This is a genomic window from Streptomyces sp. NPDC107517 (assembly GCF_055582645.1).
On the sequence record NZ_JBVJPM010000021.1, the window covers coordinates 64,403 to 81,004 of the forward strand.

Genomic DNA, 16,602 nt, shown 5'->3' on the forward strand with positions numbered 1-16,602 from the left:
GCGGTCCGGACAACAACGAACAACAACGAACAACAACGAACAACAACGACACCATCCCCTGCAGAAAGCAGAAACCGGAGCCATGACCCCGATATCCCGGCGCGTCTTCGTCACCGCCGCCTCAGGTGCCCTCATCGCGACCGGATCGCCGGTGGCCTGGGCAGCCTCCAGCCCCCGTCAGGACGTCCACGGGGCGCTCCTGAAGGACGCCTCCATGGTCTGGAAGCGCATCCCGACCAGCTGGCAGAACGGCCCGTACTTCGGCAACGGCTATCTGGCCGCGCACATCTACCAGAAGTCGGGCGAGGCCAACGTCCTGCGCATCGTGCTCAACAGCAGCCTGGTCCAGGACCAGCGCGACCAGTGGGAGGGCGCGATCGGCCTCTCGCGCCTCCCCGTCGGCTACCTCACGCTCACCTTCGCCGGCGCCATCACCGCCGTGGACTGGCGCCTGGACCTCGACGACGCAGAACTGTCCGGCACGATCACCACCACCCAGGGCAGCGCCACGTTCAGCACCCTCATCCTCAACCACCGCGATGTGCTCTTCGCCCATCTGGAGCCCAGCCCCGGCGAGGAGTCCGCGGCGTGGGGCTTCACCCCGCTGGAGTCGAAGACGCCGCGACCCAACCGCCTCCCGGCGGACTACACCGCCAACCCGGCCCCGACCGTGAGCACGGGCGTGGTCGAGCAACCTCTACACGCCGGCGGCGGCTACAGCACCGCCTGGCGTGAGGTCCGCAGCGGCACGGGGCGGCTGCTCGCCGCCACGATCGCGTACGGCTACCCGGACTCCACCGGCCGCGAACAGGCGCTGCGTACCCTCGACAAGGCCCTCGACAGCTCACGGGACAAGGAGGTCGCCAAGCACCGCGCCTGGTGGTACGCCTTCTACCGGCGCAGCCTGGTCTCCGTGCCCGACAAGAAGCTCCAGCGCTTCTACTGGATCCAGCTCTACAAGCTGGCCTCCGCCACCCGCGCCGGCGGCCCCGTCACCGCCGTACTGGGCCCGTGGTTCGCCGAGTTCGGCAACACCTGGACCAATATCTGGTGGAACCTCAACGCCCAGATCACCTATCCGATGGCCAACGGCTCCAACCACCGCGAGCTGGATGCCATCACCTCCACCATCGCCCGCTACCACGAGAACCTCGAAGGCAACATGTGGCCGGAGATGCGCGACGGGAAGACGTACGCGCTCGGCCATCCCGGCGACTGGAAGCTGCGCTCCGGCGCCCGTTATGCCGGCCGTCCGGGCATCGACGTCGGCAACGACCAGGCGGGCAACCTCATCTGGGCGCTGCACAACACCTGGGTCACCTACCGGCACCACATGGACGACGACATCCTGCGCGACGTCATCCATCCCGTGCTCACCAAGGCGGTCAACTACTACGCCCGCTTCCTCACCGAGGGCGCCGACGGCAAGCTGCATCTGCCCATGACCCGCTCGCCCGAGTACGCCAACGCCGCCGACTGCACCTACGACCTGTCGCTGCTGAAGTGGGGCTCCACCACGCTGCTCGAATCATCGCGGCGGCTGCGCCTGAACGACCCGCACGAAGCGCAGTGGAAGGATATCGCCACCCGCCTCGTCCCGTACCACCAGAGCGACCAGGGCACCCTGATCGGCGAGGGTGTCGCACTCACCAGCTCGCACCGCCACTACTCCCACCTGCTGTGGCTCTACCCGCTCCAGGAGAAGGCCGACGACCGCCGCGGCCTCGACCACTGGGCCTCCATGAAGTCCCTCTGGAACGGATTCAGTTACTCCGCCGCCGCCTCGATGGAGACCCTCTTCGGCAACGCCGACGCGGCCCTCGCCCACATCCACAGCTACGTCGACGGCAACGTCCTCAACGGCAGCCAGCTGACCCCGAACGCCATGCACCGGGAGGTCTCCAACTTCGCCCTGGAAACCCCGTTCTCCTTCGCCCAGTCGATCCTGGACATGCTCACCCAGAGCCACGGCGGCGTGGTGAAGGTGTTCCCTGCCATCCCGGAGGACTGGCCGGAGCTGTCCATCTCCAAGGTCCGCACACAGGGCGCCTTCCTCGTCGACGCCTCCCGGTCGAACGGCCGCACCGACTGGATCGTGGTGGAGAGCGAGGCGGGCGAGCCACTGGTCCTGCGCCACGGCATCACCGGCGAGATCGAGGTCCGCGACAAGGAGGACGGCTCCCCGATCCGGTACCACGACCAGGGCGACGGCACCATCACCGTCGATCTGCGCCAGGGCCGCACGGCAGTGGTGACCCGGCGCGGCGAACGGCCGGAACTCCAGCCGCGGAACGTCCCGTCGAACGGCGACTCGCAGGGGTGGGGGCTGTTCTGACGGCTCCGGCAAGACCCGCGTCGAGAAGATCGCGGCCGACGCGGGTCTTCCGGTGAGCACGGTGCACAGGCGCGGCGCAGGCCGTCTCCCTTCTGACCCCGGCGCGGAGGATCCTCCAGTCTGGCGTTCACCCCGGCGCAGCCGCTCGGCGAAGGCGGCCACCTGAACGGCAACGTGATCGTCGAGGCGGTGGCGGAACGCACCGCCGAGTGGGTACCGGGCGCGACGCTGCTCAACGTCGGTGGCGGAGCCTTCTACCGCTACCGCGCCAACGACCCGTACGTCACTGAGTCCGGGCTGACCAAGGGCGACGGCGGGCAGCAGGTGGCGCCGGCGCTCGGCGTCCCGTCGACGCAGTTCCGCCACATCGCGCTCGTCTACCGGGAGGGCACGCTGACAACGTACGTGGGTGCCAGGCCGGCCCGCCGCAGACGCTGACCGGTCCGGCGGCCTCGGCCTCGCCGGCGATCGGGTTCGGCATGGGCCCGACGGCCGACGGGCACGGGCTGCCGGGCAAGCTGTCGGGCATCGCCGTGTCGACCTTCACCGGCCCGTTCACGACGGCGGACTTCCGCCCCAAGGCTCCGCGGCAACAGCCGGTCACGGGGCCGGGCAACCGGGTCACGCTGTCGCCCTGCGACTCGTCGGAGCAGGTCTCCGCCAAGGCGGCCGAGGTCACGCCGATGGGACTTCAACAGGCTTACCAGCGGCGGGAGTTCGAGGCGTTCCTGCACTTCGGTCTGAACACCTTCACCAATCCCGGGCCAGGACCCATCTCGCCGCATTCGGTCTCCACCTGAACGTGAATCCGGAGTAACGGGTCGATGTCCACCGGTCGGCCAAAAGCACGGAAAGCGCTCTTGACCTGCAACGACAATACAGACTGAGGGTCGTGTCGGTTGCGAGGAAAAGAGCACTTTCCAGGTGCACAAGGTGGGCTTTGGCCGGGCGACATCCACGGCGCTGGCAGCGTGACGCAAGCCGCGGGCCATCCACGATCCGGGGAAGGTCCAGTCGGATTGGCCGACGGACTGCAACCCTCCGGATGTGGCGGCAGCCGGCTGTACCGCGACGGAGGTGGTCATGACGTTGTTGGCGTGGCGTCGGTCAGCGGCTTCTGGGGGTAGGCGCGGAGCACGAGCGATGTGGTGACAGGGCCGTAACGGGCAAGTGCATCGACGACTTCTTCAAGTCGTCCTGCCTGCGGGCAGTAGACGTCGAAGATCAGGCAGTCTTCCCCGGTCACTCTGAGGGTGGAGGCGATCTCGGAAGTCCGGGAGGCGAAGTCGAGGGCGCGTGAGAGTTGGGCGTGCGTGGTGCGCAGCCGGATGACCGCGTGAATGTTCAGTCCGAGGGCTGCTGGGTCGACCAAGGCTCGGTAGCCGGTGATGACGCCGTTCTTCTCCAGCCGTTGGATGCGTGCGCCGGCCGCGGGCTGCGACAGTCCGACGCGGCGTCCTATCTCCGCGCCGGTCAGCCGGCCGTCGGTCTGGAGCAGGGCGAGAATGTCTCGGTCTATTGGGTCGAGTGATTCCATCGTCGTCCGCACCATCTTCTTTGAGATCACTTGTGCCACTGCCGCCGCCCTGATGGATCCCACAGAATCTGCACCAGGCGCCCCAGCATCGCAGGGAGCGACGAGTGAAATAGGTGGTGGGCAGTGACCGCGTACGTCATCGTCCCGGGCATCGACGGCTCGGACGGGCAGCACTGGCAGACCCTTTGGGAGCGGCAGTGGGGCACCTCAGCGGTGAGGATCTCCCCTGCCTCGTGGTCCGCTCCTGACCTGGATGACTGGGTCGGCGCTGTCCAGGAGGCGTACGACGACGCTTCCCGGCAGGACAGCCAGGTCGTGTTGGTAGCCCACAGCCTGGGCTGCTGGGCTGCTTCCGCCTGGCTTGACCGGAACCCCTCAAGCCCGGCAGGCGGCGCATTTCTGGTCGCGCCGCCCGACCTGCACGGGCCGGCGTTCCCACGACAGGCAGCCGCGACATTCACCGAGCTGTCGACACATCCGTTGCCGTGCCCGGCCCTGGTGGTGGGCAGCGCCAACGACCCGTACTGCACCCCCGAGGCAGCCGCCGGCTTCGCGGCGCGATGGGAGGCGCGATGGCACCTGGCGGGCGCGTGCGGACACATCAACTCCGCCAGCGGCCTGGGCTCGTGGCCGCACGGCCGTGAACTCCTGGACCCACTGATCCTGCAGTGATCAACCACCGCATGGAGCGCACAGCCACCAGGTACCGCCTGGCGGTTCCATCAGTGGACTCGTTCCTCCCGCCGCCTACGCCGTCAATCCGTGAAGTCCCACGCGCCCCCGCGACCTGCAGGCAGGCGCACCGGTGACGGGGGTCTATCCGTCGGACTCGGTCAGACGGTCATGTCCGAGGCTCTGCATGACGGCTGCGGGTGAGGCTGTCTTGACGTGCCTCGTGCAGGCGTAGAGAGGTAACAGGGGCCCGCTCGGCCGGTGGATCTCGGCGACGACCACGGGCGTATCCGTCGTGTGGGCGCCGATGACACACCACTGCCTCACCGCTCGCCGCCCGCGAACTGGTCGAGTGTGCGCAGGCACCGGCCGAGCGCGGCCACGGCGAGTGCCGCGGCCAGAGGGCTCAGGCTGAGGCCTTGCGTCAACTCCTCCTGCGTGTCGACGAGGGCGCGCTCGCGGGCGTACCAGGCTGTGGTGCGTTCCGTGGTCTGGCCGACCTGCCTCTGCACGCGAGGGGTGAGGCGGCAAAGCTCCGTGCGGAGTTCGAAGTTGAGCTCCTGCAAGCGAGCGAGGCCGGGCACGGTCCGCGTGACCGACATCGCCTCCTGGATCAGCTCGGGGACTGTGCCGGTCTTCGGTGCTGGGGCGTCTTCGGTGGTGGGCATTGCGCCTCCGCAGGGCTGTGCCCGCGCGCTGTGGGCGGGCCGTGGTCGTTGCTGCGTGGCATCGACGCTACGGCTGCTGCACTCTCGACCTCCAGGGAGTTGCAGATTGTTGCATCGACCCAATGGGACGTGGCGTTTTGGCGCGTTCGAGACCTTGACCTCGTATCTCGACCGGATGACTCTGATGCAACGAACTGCAACTACAGAAGTGGGAGTTCGCCATGTCGTTACTCTTCATCGGGATCGATCCCAACACCGGCGACGGGGAGAGCCCGACCGTCTGGGTCGACCAGGCCAAGGGAGAGATCGTCATTCAGGGATGGAAGCCAGGTGCCGAACTTGAGGCGCAGTGCTCTGCGTTCACGGTGCCAGGCCACGCCGTCGGGATCCCTGAGCACGAACAGGTCGTCCGGGTCCCGGCCCGCATGGCGCAGATGCTGAGGGAGGCATGCGATGTCGTCGAACGCGCCAACGTTTCCTGAACTGCTGGGCCGTGCTGTTGAGTCCGCGGTCCACCTGGAGATGCGCGACAGCTACGCCGTGGACTACGAGGCGGGACCGTTCGCCCAGTGGCGTCAGGGCTTCCGCCACGACCCTGCGGACCGCGCGTCCTGGTGGCGGCCGTGGCTGGACCTCATCCAGGAGACCGTCGGCCGCGGCGTCGTCGTGCGCAGGGCCCGCATCGTGTCCGAGCCCGTCAGCGAGTACATCCAGTACGAGCACTCGGGCACCTTCACCAACGTGGCCGCAGGTGAACTGGTGCGGTGGCTGCCGCGCCGGCAGGCGTCGGACCTTGCCCTGCCCGGCAACGACTTCTGGCTGATCGACGGGCGACTCGTCCGCTGGAATCACTTCACCGGCGACGGCGCCTCGGCAGGCGGGGAGATCAGCTCTGACCCGGCGGCCGCAAAGCTGTGCGCCGATGCCTTCGAGGCCGTGTGGACGCGTGGCATCCCTCACGACCAGTACGAGATTCACTGAACCAGGAAGCACCGGACAGGCCAGCTCATGCCCATCTCTCCGTCGTCCTCGGCCCAGGCCGCCCGTGAAGCTGTCGCGGGACGCCTGCGCGAACTCCGTAAGACGGCCGGATTGACCGTGGCTGAGTTGGCCGACCGCTGTTCGTGGCATCGGGCCAAGACGTCCCGCATTGAGAACGCCCTCACCGCTCCGTCCGCCAAGGACGTACGGCTGTGGTGCGAGGCCACCGGTTCCGTCGCACACGCGGACGATCTGATCTCGCAGTCCATACACGCAGAGTCCATGTACAGCGAGTGGCGCCACCAGGTGCGCAGCGGACTCAAGCAGCTGCAGGAGAACACGGGCGAACTGTTCCAGCGGTCCAAGCTGTTCCGCGTCTACTCAGCGTCTCTCGTGCCCGGCCTCCTACAGACCGAGGGTTACGCGGCAGGGATCCTGCACATGTCCGCCGAATTCCAGCAGCTCGCTGTCGACGACAGCGCGGCGGCAGCGCGAGCGCGTGTCGAACGGTCCCGCATCATCCACAAGCCAGGCAAGCGGTTCCTCTTCCTGGTCGAGGAAGCCGTCCTCTACTACCAGGTGGCTGACTCCGACGCGATGGCCGCGCAACTCGGCTTCCTCCTCACCGCAGGCGCCCTGCCTGCAGTGTCGTTGGGCATCATCCCCGAGGCCACCGTGGAGCGCCGCCAGTGGCCACGCGAGACGTTCCACGTCTACGACGACCAGGTGGTGTCCGTCGAGTTGGTGACGGCTCGAGTACGGATCAAGCAGCAATCGGAGATTGACCAGTATGTGAAGGCGTTCGAGCAGTTGCGGAGTATGGCCGTGTACGGCGCGGACGCGCGAGCGCTGATCGTGAGGGCCATTGACGCGCTGGTCTGAGTTCGAGGGCAATACACCTGGATCTATTGCCCTGGAACAGCGCCCTGGCGGGCGGTGCTGGGATACTGATTGTCTGTGACGCATTCTGATCTTGCTCTCCGTATCCATGCCACCTCTCATCTGACCGGCCAGTTCACGCTGCGGTCCGGACGTACCGCCACGGAGTACTTCGACAAGTACAGGTTCGAGGCGGATCCGGTTCTGCTGGACGAGATTGCGCGGCGGATGGCCCCGCTGGTGCCGTCCGGCACGGAAGTGCTGGCCGGCCTGGAGATGGGCGGCATCCCGGTGGTGACCGCCCTCGGTCGGCACACGGGGCTGCCCTGCGCATTCGTGCGCAAGCAGGCCAAGCCGTACGGCACTTGCCGTCTCGCCGAGGGCGCCGAGGTTGAAGGGCGCCGGGTGTTGGTCGTCGAGGACGTGGTCACCAGCGGTGGGCAGATCGTGCTGTCGACCGCGGATCTGCGGGGCCTGGGCGCTCAGGTCGGCGAAGCCCTGTGCGTGATCGACCGGGAGCAAGGTGGTGCCGCCGCTCTCGCAGCCGAAAACATCGAGCTTCATTCGCTGCTGACGGCCGAGGACCTGCGGGGCGCAGCGACGGCCGACCGGTAGGCAGTTGTGGCGAACCTCGATGGCTCCGCCCACGCCGCGTTCTTCGACTCCTCCCTGTCCGGACTCGGCGCCGCCTACGGCATCGGCATCGGTGCCTACCTGGCCTCCCACGGGCAGCGGGTGACGAGGGGCCTGCGGGACAACCAGCGCACGACACGAGCCATCGCCAAGTACCCATCCCTGTAATCCCGTTCCCTGACCGCGGACGGTCGGCCGCCGGTGACCGATGGAGCCGGCTACCCCCAGGCGGCCTGCATCATCGGTCCGGCCGATGCGGCCCCGCTCGGCCGTATGCAGACCGCACGTCCCTGGTTCCCTCCGACTTCACCGTCGGCCTTCAGCGGCCGCCCCCTGCGCCGTCAGACCGCCTCGAAGTCCGGCAGCGACCAGGACTTGTCGAAGAACGGCTCGGTCGGAGCGTAGAGGCGGAAGTAGACGAACCAGCCGTCCTGGGCGACCGTCTTCATCCAGTTGCTCTCCGACCCGGCCGGGGCGTCGGGGCCGATGTAGAGGTCGATGCTGCCGTCCTCGTTGGACGTCAGCTGTTCGTCGTGGCTGTCGAGGCTGACGCTGCGGATGTCCGTGCCGCCGTTGTCGTACGGGCGCCGAGTGTCCTCGCTGTACAGCGTCAGGGACCAGAACTGGGCGACGGGCACGTCGGCGGGCACGTGCAGGCGGTAGGTCTTGTCCGCCCGCAGCAGTTGGCCGTGGTTGTCGCGCTTCGCGGTCATGTAGACCTGCCCGGCCCCTGGCGTGGGGTGCATCATTCCGCGCGTGCTGGTGACGGCCTCGTAGAACCAGGTGACGCGCTGGTCGAGCTGGAGAAGGGTGTCAGTCTCCTGCTCGACGTCGAAGTCGAAGCTCTTGTACCAGCTGGTGTCGTCCCAGTACGGAGTGGTGTACCGCGGGTTGATCTGGAGATTGCGGACGAGCAGTTCGCCGAGGGCCGCGCCTTCTTCGAGGATGCGGCGTTGGCGCTCGTCCGGGGAGAAAGGGCGTCCCTTTGCGATGCCGAGGGGTTCGAGCATGGCCATCAGGCCCTTGTCGACCGGCCTGACCGGCTCCTCCTGGAGGATGGTCGCGAGGTCCTGCCAGAACTCCAGCCCGCGCGCCGGAGTGGCGCTCCACTCCTGGTCGACGCCCTCGATGAACTGGACCGGCGCGGGATCGGCTCCGGCTCGCGACAGCTTCAGTCCGCTCTTGGCGGCGGCCATGAGCTCAGGATCCTGCGTGAGGATCCGGAACGCGATGAAGACGTTGACGGTCTGCGACCGGACCACGACGCGGCCGGATCCCTCGAACGGCGCAGCGTCGTCGTCGGGGCCGAGCACGACATAGCCGCCGCCCTTGCCCTGGTCGGGGCCGGTCAGACCGAGGTCGACGACGGGGCGCTGCCAGAAGTCGAGGACACCGCCTGCCGTCGGGCCGGCCGGGTAGTCGATCAGGACCGGGCCATCGGCGAGGCTGGTGAAGTTGATGATGTACGGGGTGGTGAGGTTGGCCGTGACGATGCCGCGCTTCTCCCGCAGGGAGTCGTAGACGACGAAGTCACCGAACTGCTTGGAGCCGAACGTCTCGGCCGCTCGCTCGCGCCAGGTGACAAATCCGACGAGCGGGAGCGCCCACAGGTAGGCCTGCGCGGCCCGCTGCACATCCAGCTGGTCGAAGAGCAGTTCGGACGAGGCGTCGGTCGGGTAGGTGTGCTCAAGGTCGATCGTGCCGAACGCTGTCTCGATGCTCTCGTCGCCCGTGAGCCGGGCGTCGCGCAGGCCACTCACCATGTGCTCCTTCTCTTGTTTCGTACGCTGAAGTCGCTGGTCCGATCAGAACAGGGAGGCGCGCAGCCCGCCATCCAGGAGCAGCGGCGTGCCGTTACAGAAGGAGGAGCGCTCGTCGGCGAGGAAGAGGACCGCCTCGGCGACCTCGTCCACGGTGCCCAGGCGGCCCTGCTTCTGGTCCATGAGTGCGCTGAAGCCGCCCTCGGGCATCCCGAGCATCCCTTCGAAGGTCTCGACCTCGTCGGTCACCAGGTGCGTACCGACGAAGCCCGGCAGCACCGCGTTGACTCGGACGTTGTGGGCACGCAGTTCGGTCGCGGCCGTCTTGGTCAGGTTCACGACGGCCGCCTTCGCCGCGGCGTAGTGGCCGATGAGCGGGGAGCCGGCGGTCGCGGTGACCGAGCCGACGGTCACGATGGAGCCACCGCCGGCCTCGATGATGGCGGGGGCCGCGTAGCGGACCGAGAGGAACACCCCGTCGAGGTTGACGGACATGACGCGGCGCCAGGCCGCCAGGTCCATGGACGTCAGAGGCATCGGCTGGGCCACACCGGCGTTGGGGACCATGATGTGCAGGCCGCCGCACCGGCTGACGGTCTCCTCGACGAGGGCCTGGACCTGCTTCTCGTCACGGACGTCGCAGGCGATGCCGATCGCGCCGGGGATCTTCTCGGCGGCCTCGCGGGTGGCCTGCTCGTCGAGGTCGGAGACGACGACCTGGGCGCCAGCTCCGGCGAGCTTGGTGGCGATGGCGAAGCCGATGCCACGGGCGGATCCGGTGACGATCGCCGTCTTGCCGGTCAGGGTCTGGGACTGGGACTGGGACATGCGAACTCCTATGGGTGTGAGAGGTACTGCGGGTACCGCGAGGTGCTGGTCAGTGGCGGGCGATGGCGGGCGGGTTCCACTCGCCGGTGTGCAGGCCCGGGTCGGTGGGCTGGTAGGCGCGCAGGATCAGCTGGAACGGGCCAGGTGTGCAGGCCAGCCAGTTCGATCGCTGCGCGGCCTCGGGTGCGTCGTGCTGGATGTGGATGTCCAGGGAGCCGTCGGCGTTCGGGGCGAGCGTGCCGTCGAGGCTGCTGACCGTGGTGCGCCCGGCCGGGTGGTCGGACAGGCGCCGGTCCGGGAGGGTGTACAGGGTGATGGACCAGTAGGCGGCGACCTGCGGGAGCGCGCCTGGTTCGAAGTGCAGCGTGTAGCGGTGGGCGCCGTCGAGAGGGCGGCCCGCGGAGTCGAGCAGGGCGGGCAGCGCCGCGTACTCCGCCTCGGTGTTGGCGTAGATGCCGCGATGGGCCACACCGGCGCGCTGCAGGTGGTCGTGTCCGTACGCCCCGGTCTGCGCGCCGGGCTGGGAGAGGACCCAGCCCCCTCTGACGGTGGTGCGGGCGGTCGCGGAGCGGGCCTGGACCAGGCGCCACCCGTCCTCGATCGCGCGGGTCAGGCCCTCGCGTGTGGCGGAGTCGAGGGCGTCCGGCTCAAACTGGCGGCCCGGGCCGATGCCGATCCGGGCGAACAGGTGCATCAGGCCGTCTTCGCCGGGGCGGGTGCCCGCCTCGGTCAGGCTCCGGCCCAGCACAGTGAAGAAGGCAAGGGACGTGGACAGTTCGTCCTGGGTGGCGGGGACGTCGCGGCGCGGATCGTCCGCGGGTACCTGCTCGACGGCGGCATGTCGGTCGGTCCCGTACGCGGAAAGCGGGGTGAGCGTGAACTGTTGCTGCACCTTGCGCGTGGCCTCGATCTCCTCGGCGTTCTCGAAGAGCGTGCGCAGCAGGATGAAGCCGGTGCGGGTCGGGACGCGGACCTCGGTGATGCCCGGTGGCAGGCTGCCCGTCCAGTCGGGAGCGGTCAGCGCGTAGTCGCCGGGGCCCGCACCGACCGAGCGGGACGAGACGTTGGCACAGGTGTCGGTGAACGCGTCGAGAATCTGCGCCGCCCAGTAGCGCATGTCTCCGGTGTCCGGTACGTGCAGGACCAGCGGCTCGTCCGTCAGGTCGACGAACGCCTCCGAGTACAGCAAGTCGGCGTTGGGCGTGACGAAGAGCTCGTAGCGATGGTCGGCGGGGGTCTGCTCGTGCAGGAACGTGTTGAGCGGGGCGTGCTGGGGCGCGGCCGGGTCCAGGAAGCGCGAGCGTACTCGCCAGTTCTCGACGGCCGGCCATCCGTAGACGTATGCCTGCACGCCGATCGTGTATGCGTCGAGGACACGGGCCTCGTACAGCGTGGAATTGAGGGGTGAGGCGTCGCGTTCGACGCGGTCGGCCCGGATGAGGGACGACGGCGGGGTGGCGATCACGCCGTCAGGTGTGGGGCGGTTCATGGTGGTCATCCCTTCCTGGGTCGGGTCGTGGAACGGCTGCCGTTCAGCCAACTCAGCGCCTGTTCAGCGGCGTTGGCGCCGCCCATGCCGTGCACGCCCGCGCCGGGCGGGGTCGCCGACGAGCACAGGAACACGCCGGGTACGCCGAAGTGGTACGGGCGCCGCGTCGGGTACGGGCGCAGGGCGATCTGCCGGGCGGTGTTGGCGCCGGCGCTGACGTCGCCGCCGACGTAGTTCGGGTTGTAAGAGGCGAGTTGGCGGGCTGTGCGGGAGTGGGTGGCCACAATACGGTCGCGGAAGCCGGGGGCGAACCGCTCGATCTGGGCGACGACCGCCTCGGTGGCGTCGCCCGTGTGGCCCGCGGGGACATGGGCGTACGCGTAGAGGGGGTTGATGGTGCCTGCCGAGCGGGACGGGTCGGCGAGGTACTGCTGGCCGACCAGGAGGAACGGGCGCTCGGGCATCTCGCCGCGTGCAGTCGATGCCTCCGCCGCGACGATCTCCTCTGCGGTGCCGCCCAGGTGCAGGGTGCCCGCGAGGCGGCACTCCTCGTTCGTCCAGGGCACGTCGCCGTCGATCGCGAAGTCGACCTTGTGGACGCCGGGACCGTACTTGTAGCGGGCCACGGCACGGCGGCGGCGGGCCGGGAGACGGTCGCCGACGATGCGGGCCGCCGCGGTCGGTGTGGTGTCCAGCATGACCAACCCGGGCTTGCGGCCGAGGAATTCGGTGAGCTGGTCGAGGGTGGTGACCGTGCTTCCTGTGCGGATCTTGCCGCCGAGGCTCGTCAGGAGACGCACCATCGCGTCCGTGATCGACTGGGTGCCGCCCTCGGCGACGGGCCAGCCCGCCCCGTGCGCGACGGCGGTGAGCAGCATGCCGACCGAGCCGCTGAGCGGGGTGTCGAGCCGTCCGAAGGCGTGCGCGGCCACGCCTGTGAACAGGGCGCGGGCCGGGTCGTCCCGCCAGCGGCGCGCCGTCCAGGTGGCGGGCAGCACGGCGTTGACGCCGAACCGGGCGAGCGCGAGCGGGTGCCGCGGGATGTGCGGCACCGGCTGGAAGACCTCGCGTACGACCTTGTCCAGGTTGGCGACGGTCGGTTCGAACAGCCGCCGCCAGGCACGGGCGTCGCGGCCGCCGCCCAGGGAGCGCACGGTGCGCTCCATGTCGCCGGCGGCGACCACCCCGGCGCGCCCGTCGTCCAACGGGTGCGCCAGGTCGATCTCGTGCCACCGCCAGCTCAGCCCGTACTTCTCCAGGCCGAGCGAGGCCAGGAAGGGCGAGACGACACCCGTGGGGTGGAAGGCCGCGCAGTCGTCGTGCAGCACTCCCGGCAGCGTCAGTTCGGAGGTGCGGGTGCCGCCCCCGACCCGGTCGCTGCCCTCGACGACGGTGACGTCGAGGCCCTCCTGGGCGAGCCGGATCGCGGCGGCCAGGCCGTTCGGGCCGCTGCCGACGACCACTGCGGTGGCGGACACGCCTCAGACCTCCGCTCGTACGGTGTACTCGGGGCGGGTCCAGGTCACCTGCAGCGGGATCGGCCCGTTGGGCAGCCAGGGCTGTTCCTCGACGGCGTCGGCCACCTTCCAGGTGCCGCGCTCGACGACGCCGAGGGCGGCATCGATGACGCGGTACTCCTGAGTGTCCTTGTGGATGGGCTGGGACTCGCAGTACACGACGACGAGTTCACCGGGCGCGAAGTTCAGCCGCTTCTGGACGGCGGCGATGAGGCGCTCGTCGTGCAGGTGGCCGTCGCCGAAGTTCCAGCCGGTGAGGGAGTTGCAGATGAACTCGGCCTCGCGGACGGTGCGTCGGTCGAGGTCGGGCAGGTGCCGCTGGAGCAGCGAGTAGAGGCCGCGGCCCTGGCTGTGCATGGACCGCCAGGCGACGGTCTTCTGCAGCAGCATCTCGGCGTCGTCGGGCGCGTAGCCCATCGTCATTTCCTGGAGCTGGTTCACGTGGTTGCGGCCGGGCGTCTTCATCTCGTTGAGGCGTTCCTCGCAGCCGGGGGCGAACGCCCAGGTCGCGGAGGCCCAGTTGCCGGCGTACTGGCGCAGCGACGGCAGGAACGAGACGAGGTCGGGGCGGAGGTTGCCGAGCACCGGGAAGAAGCCGAGCGCGACCACGAGCGCCGGGAGCATCCAGGCCTGCGAGAAGTCGAGGACCGAGTAGCCGTCCTGGGCCGGGTGGCCGACGAAGAGGAAGACCGCGGCGAAGCCGAACAGGATGTTCCACTCCAGTGGCACCGCCAGTGGGAACGTGATGACGATGAACACGTGGAAGATCACCATCGCGCCGGCCGCGAGCAGCGTCACGGTCCGGTTCGGTGAGAACAGCAGGATCAGCGGGATCGCCAGCTCGACGAGGGTTCCGGTGATGTGGGCCATGAACCAGGCGAGACGCGAGGGCCGCATGTCGTCGGCACCGTCCACGTAGTGCGCACGGCGCAGCGCCTTGGAGGACGGCAGCGGCATGTTGGAGATCATCGGCGGGACGACCAGCGCGAAGTGCTTGCCGAACTTGGAGACTCCGGCGCCGATCCACACCAGGACGATGAGCAGCTTCAGCGCGATGAGCATGTCGGTGACGTCGAACGCGGCCATGAAGACGATCGCGGGCAGGTACTGCTCACTGCGTGCGCCGAGGAAGATGAGTCGGTCGCGCAGTCCGCATACGCAGAGCAGCACGGCTATCGCCACCAGCACGTCGGGGCGTACCAGACCGCCGGTGCTGTCGGGCAGCGCGCTCTTCAGGTCGTCGGTGGTCGCTCCGTGCTGTACGAGGGAGAGGACGAGCGTGCCGATCAGGGCGAGGTACAGGGCGACGTCGACGACCTTGCGGGTGTCGCCCGCGGTGCCGGGAACCTTGCCGGGCCACGGGGGCAGCCGGATCGTGCCGGGCCGCAGCCAGTACAGCGCGCCACCGGTCATCGGCTTGAAGTGGCCGGCCAGCGGGCCCCAGGATCCGGCGAGGCCGATGACCTCGAGGAGGACCGTCCACAGGACGAGCTTCTCGTAGACGATGGGCTGGTCCCACCACTGGCCGATGTCACCGAGCGGGCCGACGTCCGATGTCGTCGAGACGACGAACAGGCCGCCACACGCGTACAGCACCACCAGCTTGAGGATGTACACGACGTGCACCATCCACGGGCTGCCGAAGCCGTGCTCCACCCAGTGCTGGGACAGGATACGGACCCGTTCCAGGAAGGGCCGGGCGAGGAATGTCTGCGGATCTTCCTTGGGCAGGTCCGGCTTCATGAATCCCATGGTGGGTTGTCGCCTCCTCAGTGGCGTGGGGCTCGGTGATGGGGCGTTCAGGGGCGCAGGGCCCTCAGCGCGGGCTTGTCGATCTTTCCGACGGGGTTCTTGGGCAGGGCGTCCACGACGTGGACGGCGACCGGGACCTTGACCTTGGTCAGGCGTCCCGCGCAGTGCTCGCGCAGCCGGTCCGGGGTCGGTTCGGTGCCGGGCTTGGCGGTGACGTAGGCGACGGGCACCTCGCCGTACACCTGGTGTGCCACGCCGACGACCGCGGCCTCAAGGACCTGCGGGTGGGCGTGCAGCGCCGCCTCGATCTCCTTGGGGTAGAGGTTCTCGCCACCCCGGATGATCATGTCCTTGATACGGTCGACGATCTTGAGGTGGCCGTCCGCGTCGAGGACACCCACGTCGCCGGTGTGCAACCAGCCGTCGGCCAGCGTGCGTTCGGTCTCCTCGGGCCGGTTCAGGTAGCCGCGCATGACGGTCGGCCCCTGGATGACGATCTCGCCACGCTCACCGGGGGGCAGCAGGGCGCCGTCGGGGCCCATGATCGCGATGCGCTGGCCGGGGAGTGCGACGCCCACGGTGCCCGGCTTGCGCGGTCCGTCCAGCGGGGTCGAAGCGGAGGCGCAGGTGCCCTCGGTCAGTCCGTAGCCCTCGATGACGTCGACCCCGAACCGTTCGCCGACCGCGGCGAGCAGCTGCTCGGAGGCGGGCGCCGCGCCGCAGATGGCGAACCGCAGCGACGAGGTGTCGTACGCGACGTCCTTCGGCAGCGACACCAGGTGCGAGTAGATCGTCGGTACCGCGGAGAAGTAGGTGGGGCGCAGCTTCGCGACCGTCGCGAGGAACGGCTCCGGCTGGAAGCGTGCCAGGACCGAGAGGCGGGCGCCGACCAGCAGAGGGGAAAGGAAGCTGACGCAGATGGCGTTCACATGGAACAGCGGCAGCACGAGCAGGCAGTGGTCGTCGCCGGTCAGGCGCAGTGCGGTGACCATGGCGGTCGCCATCGCGTGGAGGTGGGCGTGGTCGAGCATCACGCCCTTGGGGCGGCCGGTGGAACCGCTGGTGTAGACGAGCAGGGCGAGGGCGTCGTGCTCGTCCGGGGCGGGCGGCAGGGTGGCCCCGGTAGGCATGCGGCGCAGCTCGTCGACGGCGATGCTCCTGCGGCCGCCGTCGGGGGCGTGTGGGCCGGCGTTGACCACGAGCGCGGCGTCCGCGTCGGCGATCTGGTAGTCGGCCTCGTGCGCCGTGAACACCGGGTTGACCGGGGTGGCGGCGGCGCCCAGCCGCCAGGCGGCGACCAGGCTCACCAGGAGTTCGACGCGGTTGGGCAGCATGACCGCGACGACCGAGCCGGCCCGCACCCCGAGGTCGGCGAAGTGCTCGGCGGCGGCCGTCACCCGGTCCTCGAACTGCGCATACGTCAGCTGCTCGTGGTCGTCGCCCACACAGGGGCGGGCGTCGTACGAGCGTGGCCGCAGCCACGGCAGATACGCGAGTGACACGGGTGGCTCCCTGTCGTCGTCTCCGGGGGTGTCACCGATCGGCGAGATG

17 protein-coding genes are annotated in these 16,602 nt (G+C 69.0%); 9 read left to right on the forward strand and 8 right to left on the reverse strand.

Features of this window, described 5'->3' with window-relative positions:
* Nucleotides 1-82: 82 nt before the first annotated feature.
* The 3 genes from ACZ67T_RS34790 to ACZ67T_RS34800 all read left to right on the forward strand — a co-directional run bounded on the left by ACZ67T_RS34790 (nt 83) and on the right by ACZ67T_RS34800 (nt 3,135).
* Nucleotides 83-2,335 carry a glycosyl hydrolase family 95 catalytic domain-containing protein gene (locus ACZ67T_RS34790; protein WP_469989469.1) on the forward strand — a complete coding sequence of 751 codons (2,253 nt, stop codon included), beginning with the start codon at nt 83-85 and terminating at the stop codon, nt 2,333-2,335.
* 189 nt (nt 2,336-2,524) lie between these two features.
* Complete coding sequence (locus tag ACZ67T_RS34795) at nt 2,525-2,773, forward strand: hypothetical protein (RefSeq protein ID WP_469989470.1); 249 nt, start codon at nt 2,525-2,527, stop codon at nt 2,771-2,773.
* Between the two features lie 41 nt (nt 2,774-2,814).
* Nucleotides 2,815-3,135 (forward strand): hypothetical protein, encoded by a 321-nt coding sequence (locus tag ACZ67T_RS34800; protein ID WP_469989472.1) that lies wholly within the window; start codon nt 2,815-2,817, stop codon nt 3,133-3,135.
* Nucleotides 3,136-3,416: 281 nt separating this feature from the next.
* Here the strand turns inward: ACZ67T_RS34800 and ACZ67T_RS34805 are convergent, their stop codons facing one another.
* Complete coding sequence (locus tag ACZ67T_RS34805) at nt 3,417-3,872, reverse strand: Lrp/AsnC family transcriptional regulator (RefSeq protein WP_469989571.1); 456 nt, start codon at nt 3,870-3,872, stop codon at nt 3,417-3,419.
* Between the two features lie 123 nt (nt 3,873-3,995).
* On the opposite strand from ACZ67T_RS34805, the gene ACZ67T_RS34810 reads away from it, so the two are divergent.
* Nucleotides 3,996-4,544 (forward strand): RBBP9/YdeN family alpha/beta hydrolase, encoded by a 549-nt coding sequence (locus ACZ67T_RS34810; RefSeq protein ID WP_469989474.1) that lies wholly within the window; start codon nt 3,996-3,998, stop codon nt 4,542-4,544.
* Nucleotides 4,545-4,867: 323 nt separating this feature from the next.
* Here ACZ67T_RS34810 and ACZ67T_RS34815 read toward each other — a convergent pair whose 3' ends face one another.
* A complete protein-coding gene (locus ACZ67T_RS34815) occupies nt 4,868-5,212 on the reverse strand; it encodes a hypothetical protein (RefSeq protein ID WP_469989475.1) in 345 nt (114 codons plus the stop codon).
* A gap of 221 nt (nt 5,213-5,433) precedes the next feature.
* Between ACZ67T_RS34815 and ACZ67T_RS34820 the strand changes: the two genes are divergently transcribed.
* From ACZ67T_RS34820 to ACZ67T_RS34840, 5 genes are all read left to right on the forward strand, one after another.
* Nucleotides 5,434-5,694, forward strand: coding sequence for a hypothetical protein (locus ACZ67T_RS34820; protein WP_469989476.1), 261 nt, complete (start codon nt 5,434-5,436; stop codon nt 5,692-5,694).
* Complete coding sequence (locus tag ACZ67T_RS34825) at nt 5,666-6,193, forward strand: DUF6879 family protein (RefSeq protein WP_469989478.1); 528 nt, start codon at nt 5,666-5,668, stop codon at nt 6,191-6,193. Before ACZ67T_RS34820 ends, ACZ67T_RS34825 begins: the two co-directional genes overlap by 29 nt.
* 27 nt (nt 6,194-6,220) lie before the next feature.
* The gene (locus tag ACZ67T_RS34830) at nt 6,221-7,075 is read left to right on the forward strand and encodes a helix-turn-helix domain-containing protein (RefSeq protein ID WP_469989480.1); all 855 of its coding nucleotides are present in this window, start codon (nt 6,221-6,223) and stop codon (nt 7,073-7,075) included.
* A 75-nt stretch (nt 7,076-7,150) separates the two neighbouring features.
* Entirely contained in the window at nt 7,151-7,687 is a 537-nt protein-coding gene (gene pyrE / locus ACZ67T_RS34835; protein ID WP_469989482.1) for an orotate phosphoribosyltransferase, read from the forward strand.
* Nucleotides 7,688-7,693: 6 nt separating this feature from the next.
* Nucleotides 7,694-7,873, forward strand: a complete 180-nt coding sequence (locus ACZ67T_RS34840) for a hypothetical protein (protein WP_469989484.1) — start codon at nt 7,694-7,696, stop codon at nt 7,871-7,873.
* A 173-nt stretch (nt 7,874-8,046) separates the two neighbouring features.
* On the opposite strand, the gene ACZ67T_RS34845 is transcribed toward ACZ67T_RS34840, so the two are convergent.
* Genes ACZ67T_RS34845 through ACZ67T_RS34870 form a run of 6 tightly spaced genes read right to left on the reverse strand, consistent with a single transcriptional unit; the run spans nt 8,047 to nt 16,553 of the window.
* Complete coding sequence (locus ACZ67T_RS34845; protein ID WP_469989485.1) at nt 8,047-9,465, reverse strand: DUF1254 domain-containing protein; 1,419 nt, start codon at nt 9,463-9,465, stop codon at nt 8,047-8,049.
* Between the two features lie 45 nt (nt 9,466-9,510).
* Complete coding sequence (locus tag ACZ67T_RS34850; RefSeq protein WP_469989487.1) at nt 9,511-10,293, reverse strand: SDR family NAD(P)-dependent oxidoreductase; 783 nt, start codon at nt 10,291-10,293, stop codon at nt 9,511-9,513.
* 49 nt (nt 10,294-10,342) lie between these two features.
* Complete coding sequence (locus ACZ67T_RS34855; protein ID WP_469989489.1) at nt 10,343-11,782, reverse strand: DUF1254 domain-containing protein; 1,440 nt, start codon at nt 11,780-11,782, stop codon at nt 10,343-10,345.
* A gap of 5 nt (nt 11,783-11,787) precedes the next feature.
* The gene (locus ACZ67T_RS34860; RefSeq protein ID WP_469989491.1) at nt 11,788-13,260 is read right to left on the reverse strand and encodes a phytoene desaturase family protein; all 1,473 of its coding nucleotides are present in this window, start codon (nt 13,258-13,260) and stop codon (nt 11,788-11,790) included.
* Nucleotides 13,261-13,263: 3 nt separating this feature from the next.
* The gene (locus tag ACZ67T_RS34865; protein ID WP_469989493.1) at nt 13,264-15,051 is read right to left on the reverse strand and encodes a DUF3556 domain-containing protein; all 1,788 of its coding nucleotides are present in this window, start codon (nt 15,049-15,051) and stop codon (nt 13,264-13,266) included.
* Between the two features lie 47 nt (nt 15,052-15,098).
* A complete protein-coding gene (locus ACZ67T_RS34870; RefSeq protein WP_469989495.1) occupies nt 15,099-16,553 on the reverse strand; it encodes a class I adenylate-forming enzyme family protein in 1,455 nt (484 codons plus the stop codon).
* Between the last annotated feature and the right edge of the window lie 49 nt (nt 16,554-16,602).

What these genes read in the sequence shown, in the direction of transcription:
- ACZ67T_RS34790 (WP_469989469.1), top strand. Translation starts at nt 83, where the DNA reads ATGACCCCGATATCCCGGCGCGTCTTCGTCACCGCCGCCTCAGGTGCC.
- ACZ67T_RS34800 (WP_469989472.1), top strand. Translation starts at nt 2,815, where the DNA reads ATGGGCCCGACGGCCGACGGGCACGGGCTGCCGGGCAAGCTGTCGGGC.
- ACZ67T_RS34805 (WP_469989571.1), bottom strand. Translation starts at nt 3,872, where the DNA reads ATGGAATCACTCGACCCAATAGACCGAGACATTCTCGCCCTGCTCCAG.
- ACZ67T_RS34815 (WP_469989475.1), bottom strand. Translation starts at nt 5,212, where the DNA reads ATGCCCACCACCGAAGACGCCCCAGCACCGAAGACCGGCACAGTCCCC.
- ACZ67T_RS34820 (WP_469989476.1), top strand. Translation starts at nt 5,434, where the DNA reads ATGTCGTTACTCTTCATCGGGATCGATCCCAACACCGGCGACGGGGAG.
- ACZ67T_RS34825 (WP_469989478.1), top strand. Translation starts at nt 5,666, where the DNA reads ATGTCGTCGAACGCGCCAACGTTTCCTGAACTGCTGGGCCGTGCTGTT.
- ACZ67T_RS34830 (WP_469989480.1), top strand. Translation starts at nt 6,221, where the DNA reads ATGCCCATCTCTCCGTCGTCCTCGGCCCAGGCCGCCCGTGAAGCTGTC.
- ACZ67T_RS34850 (WP_469989487.1), bottom strand. Translation starts at nt 10,293, where the DNA reads ATGTCCCAGTCCCAGTCCCAGACCCTGACCGGCAAGACGGCGATCGTC.
- ACZ67T_RS34855 (WP_469989489.1), bottom strand. Translation starts at nt 11,782, where the DNA reads ATGAACCGCCCCACACCTGACGGCGTGATCGCCACCCCGCCGTCGTCC.
- ACZ67T_RS34865 (WP_469989493.1), bottom strand. Translation starts at nt 15,051, where the DNA reads ATGGGATTCATGAAGCCGGACCTGCCCAAGGAAGATCCGCAGACATTC.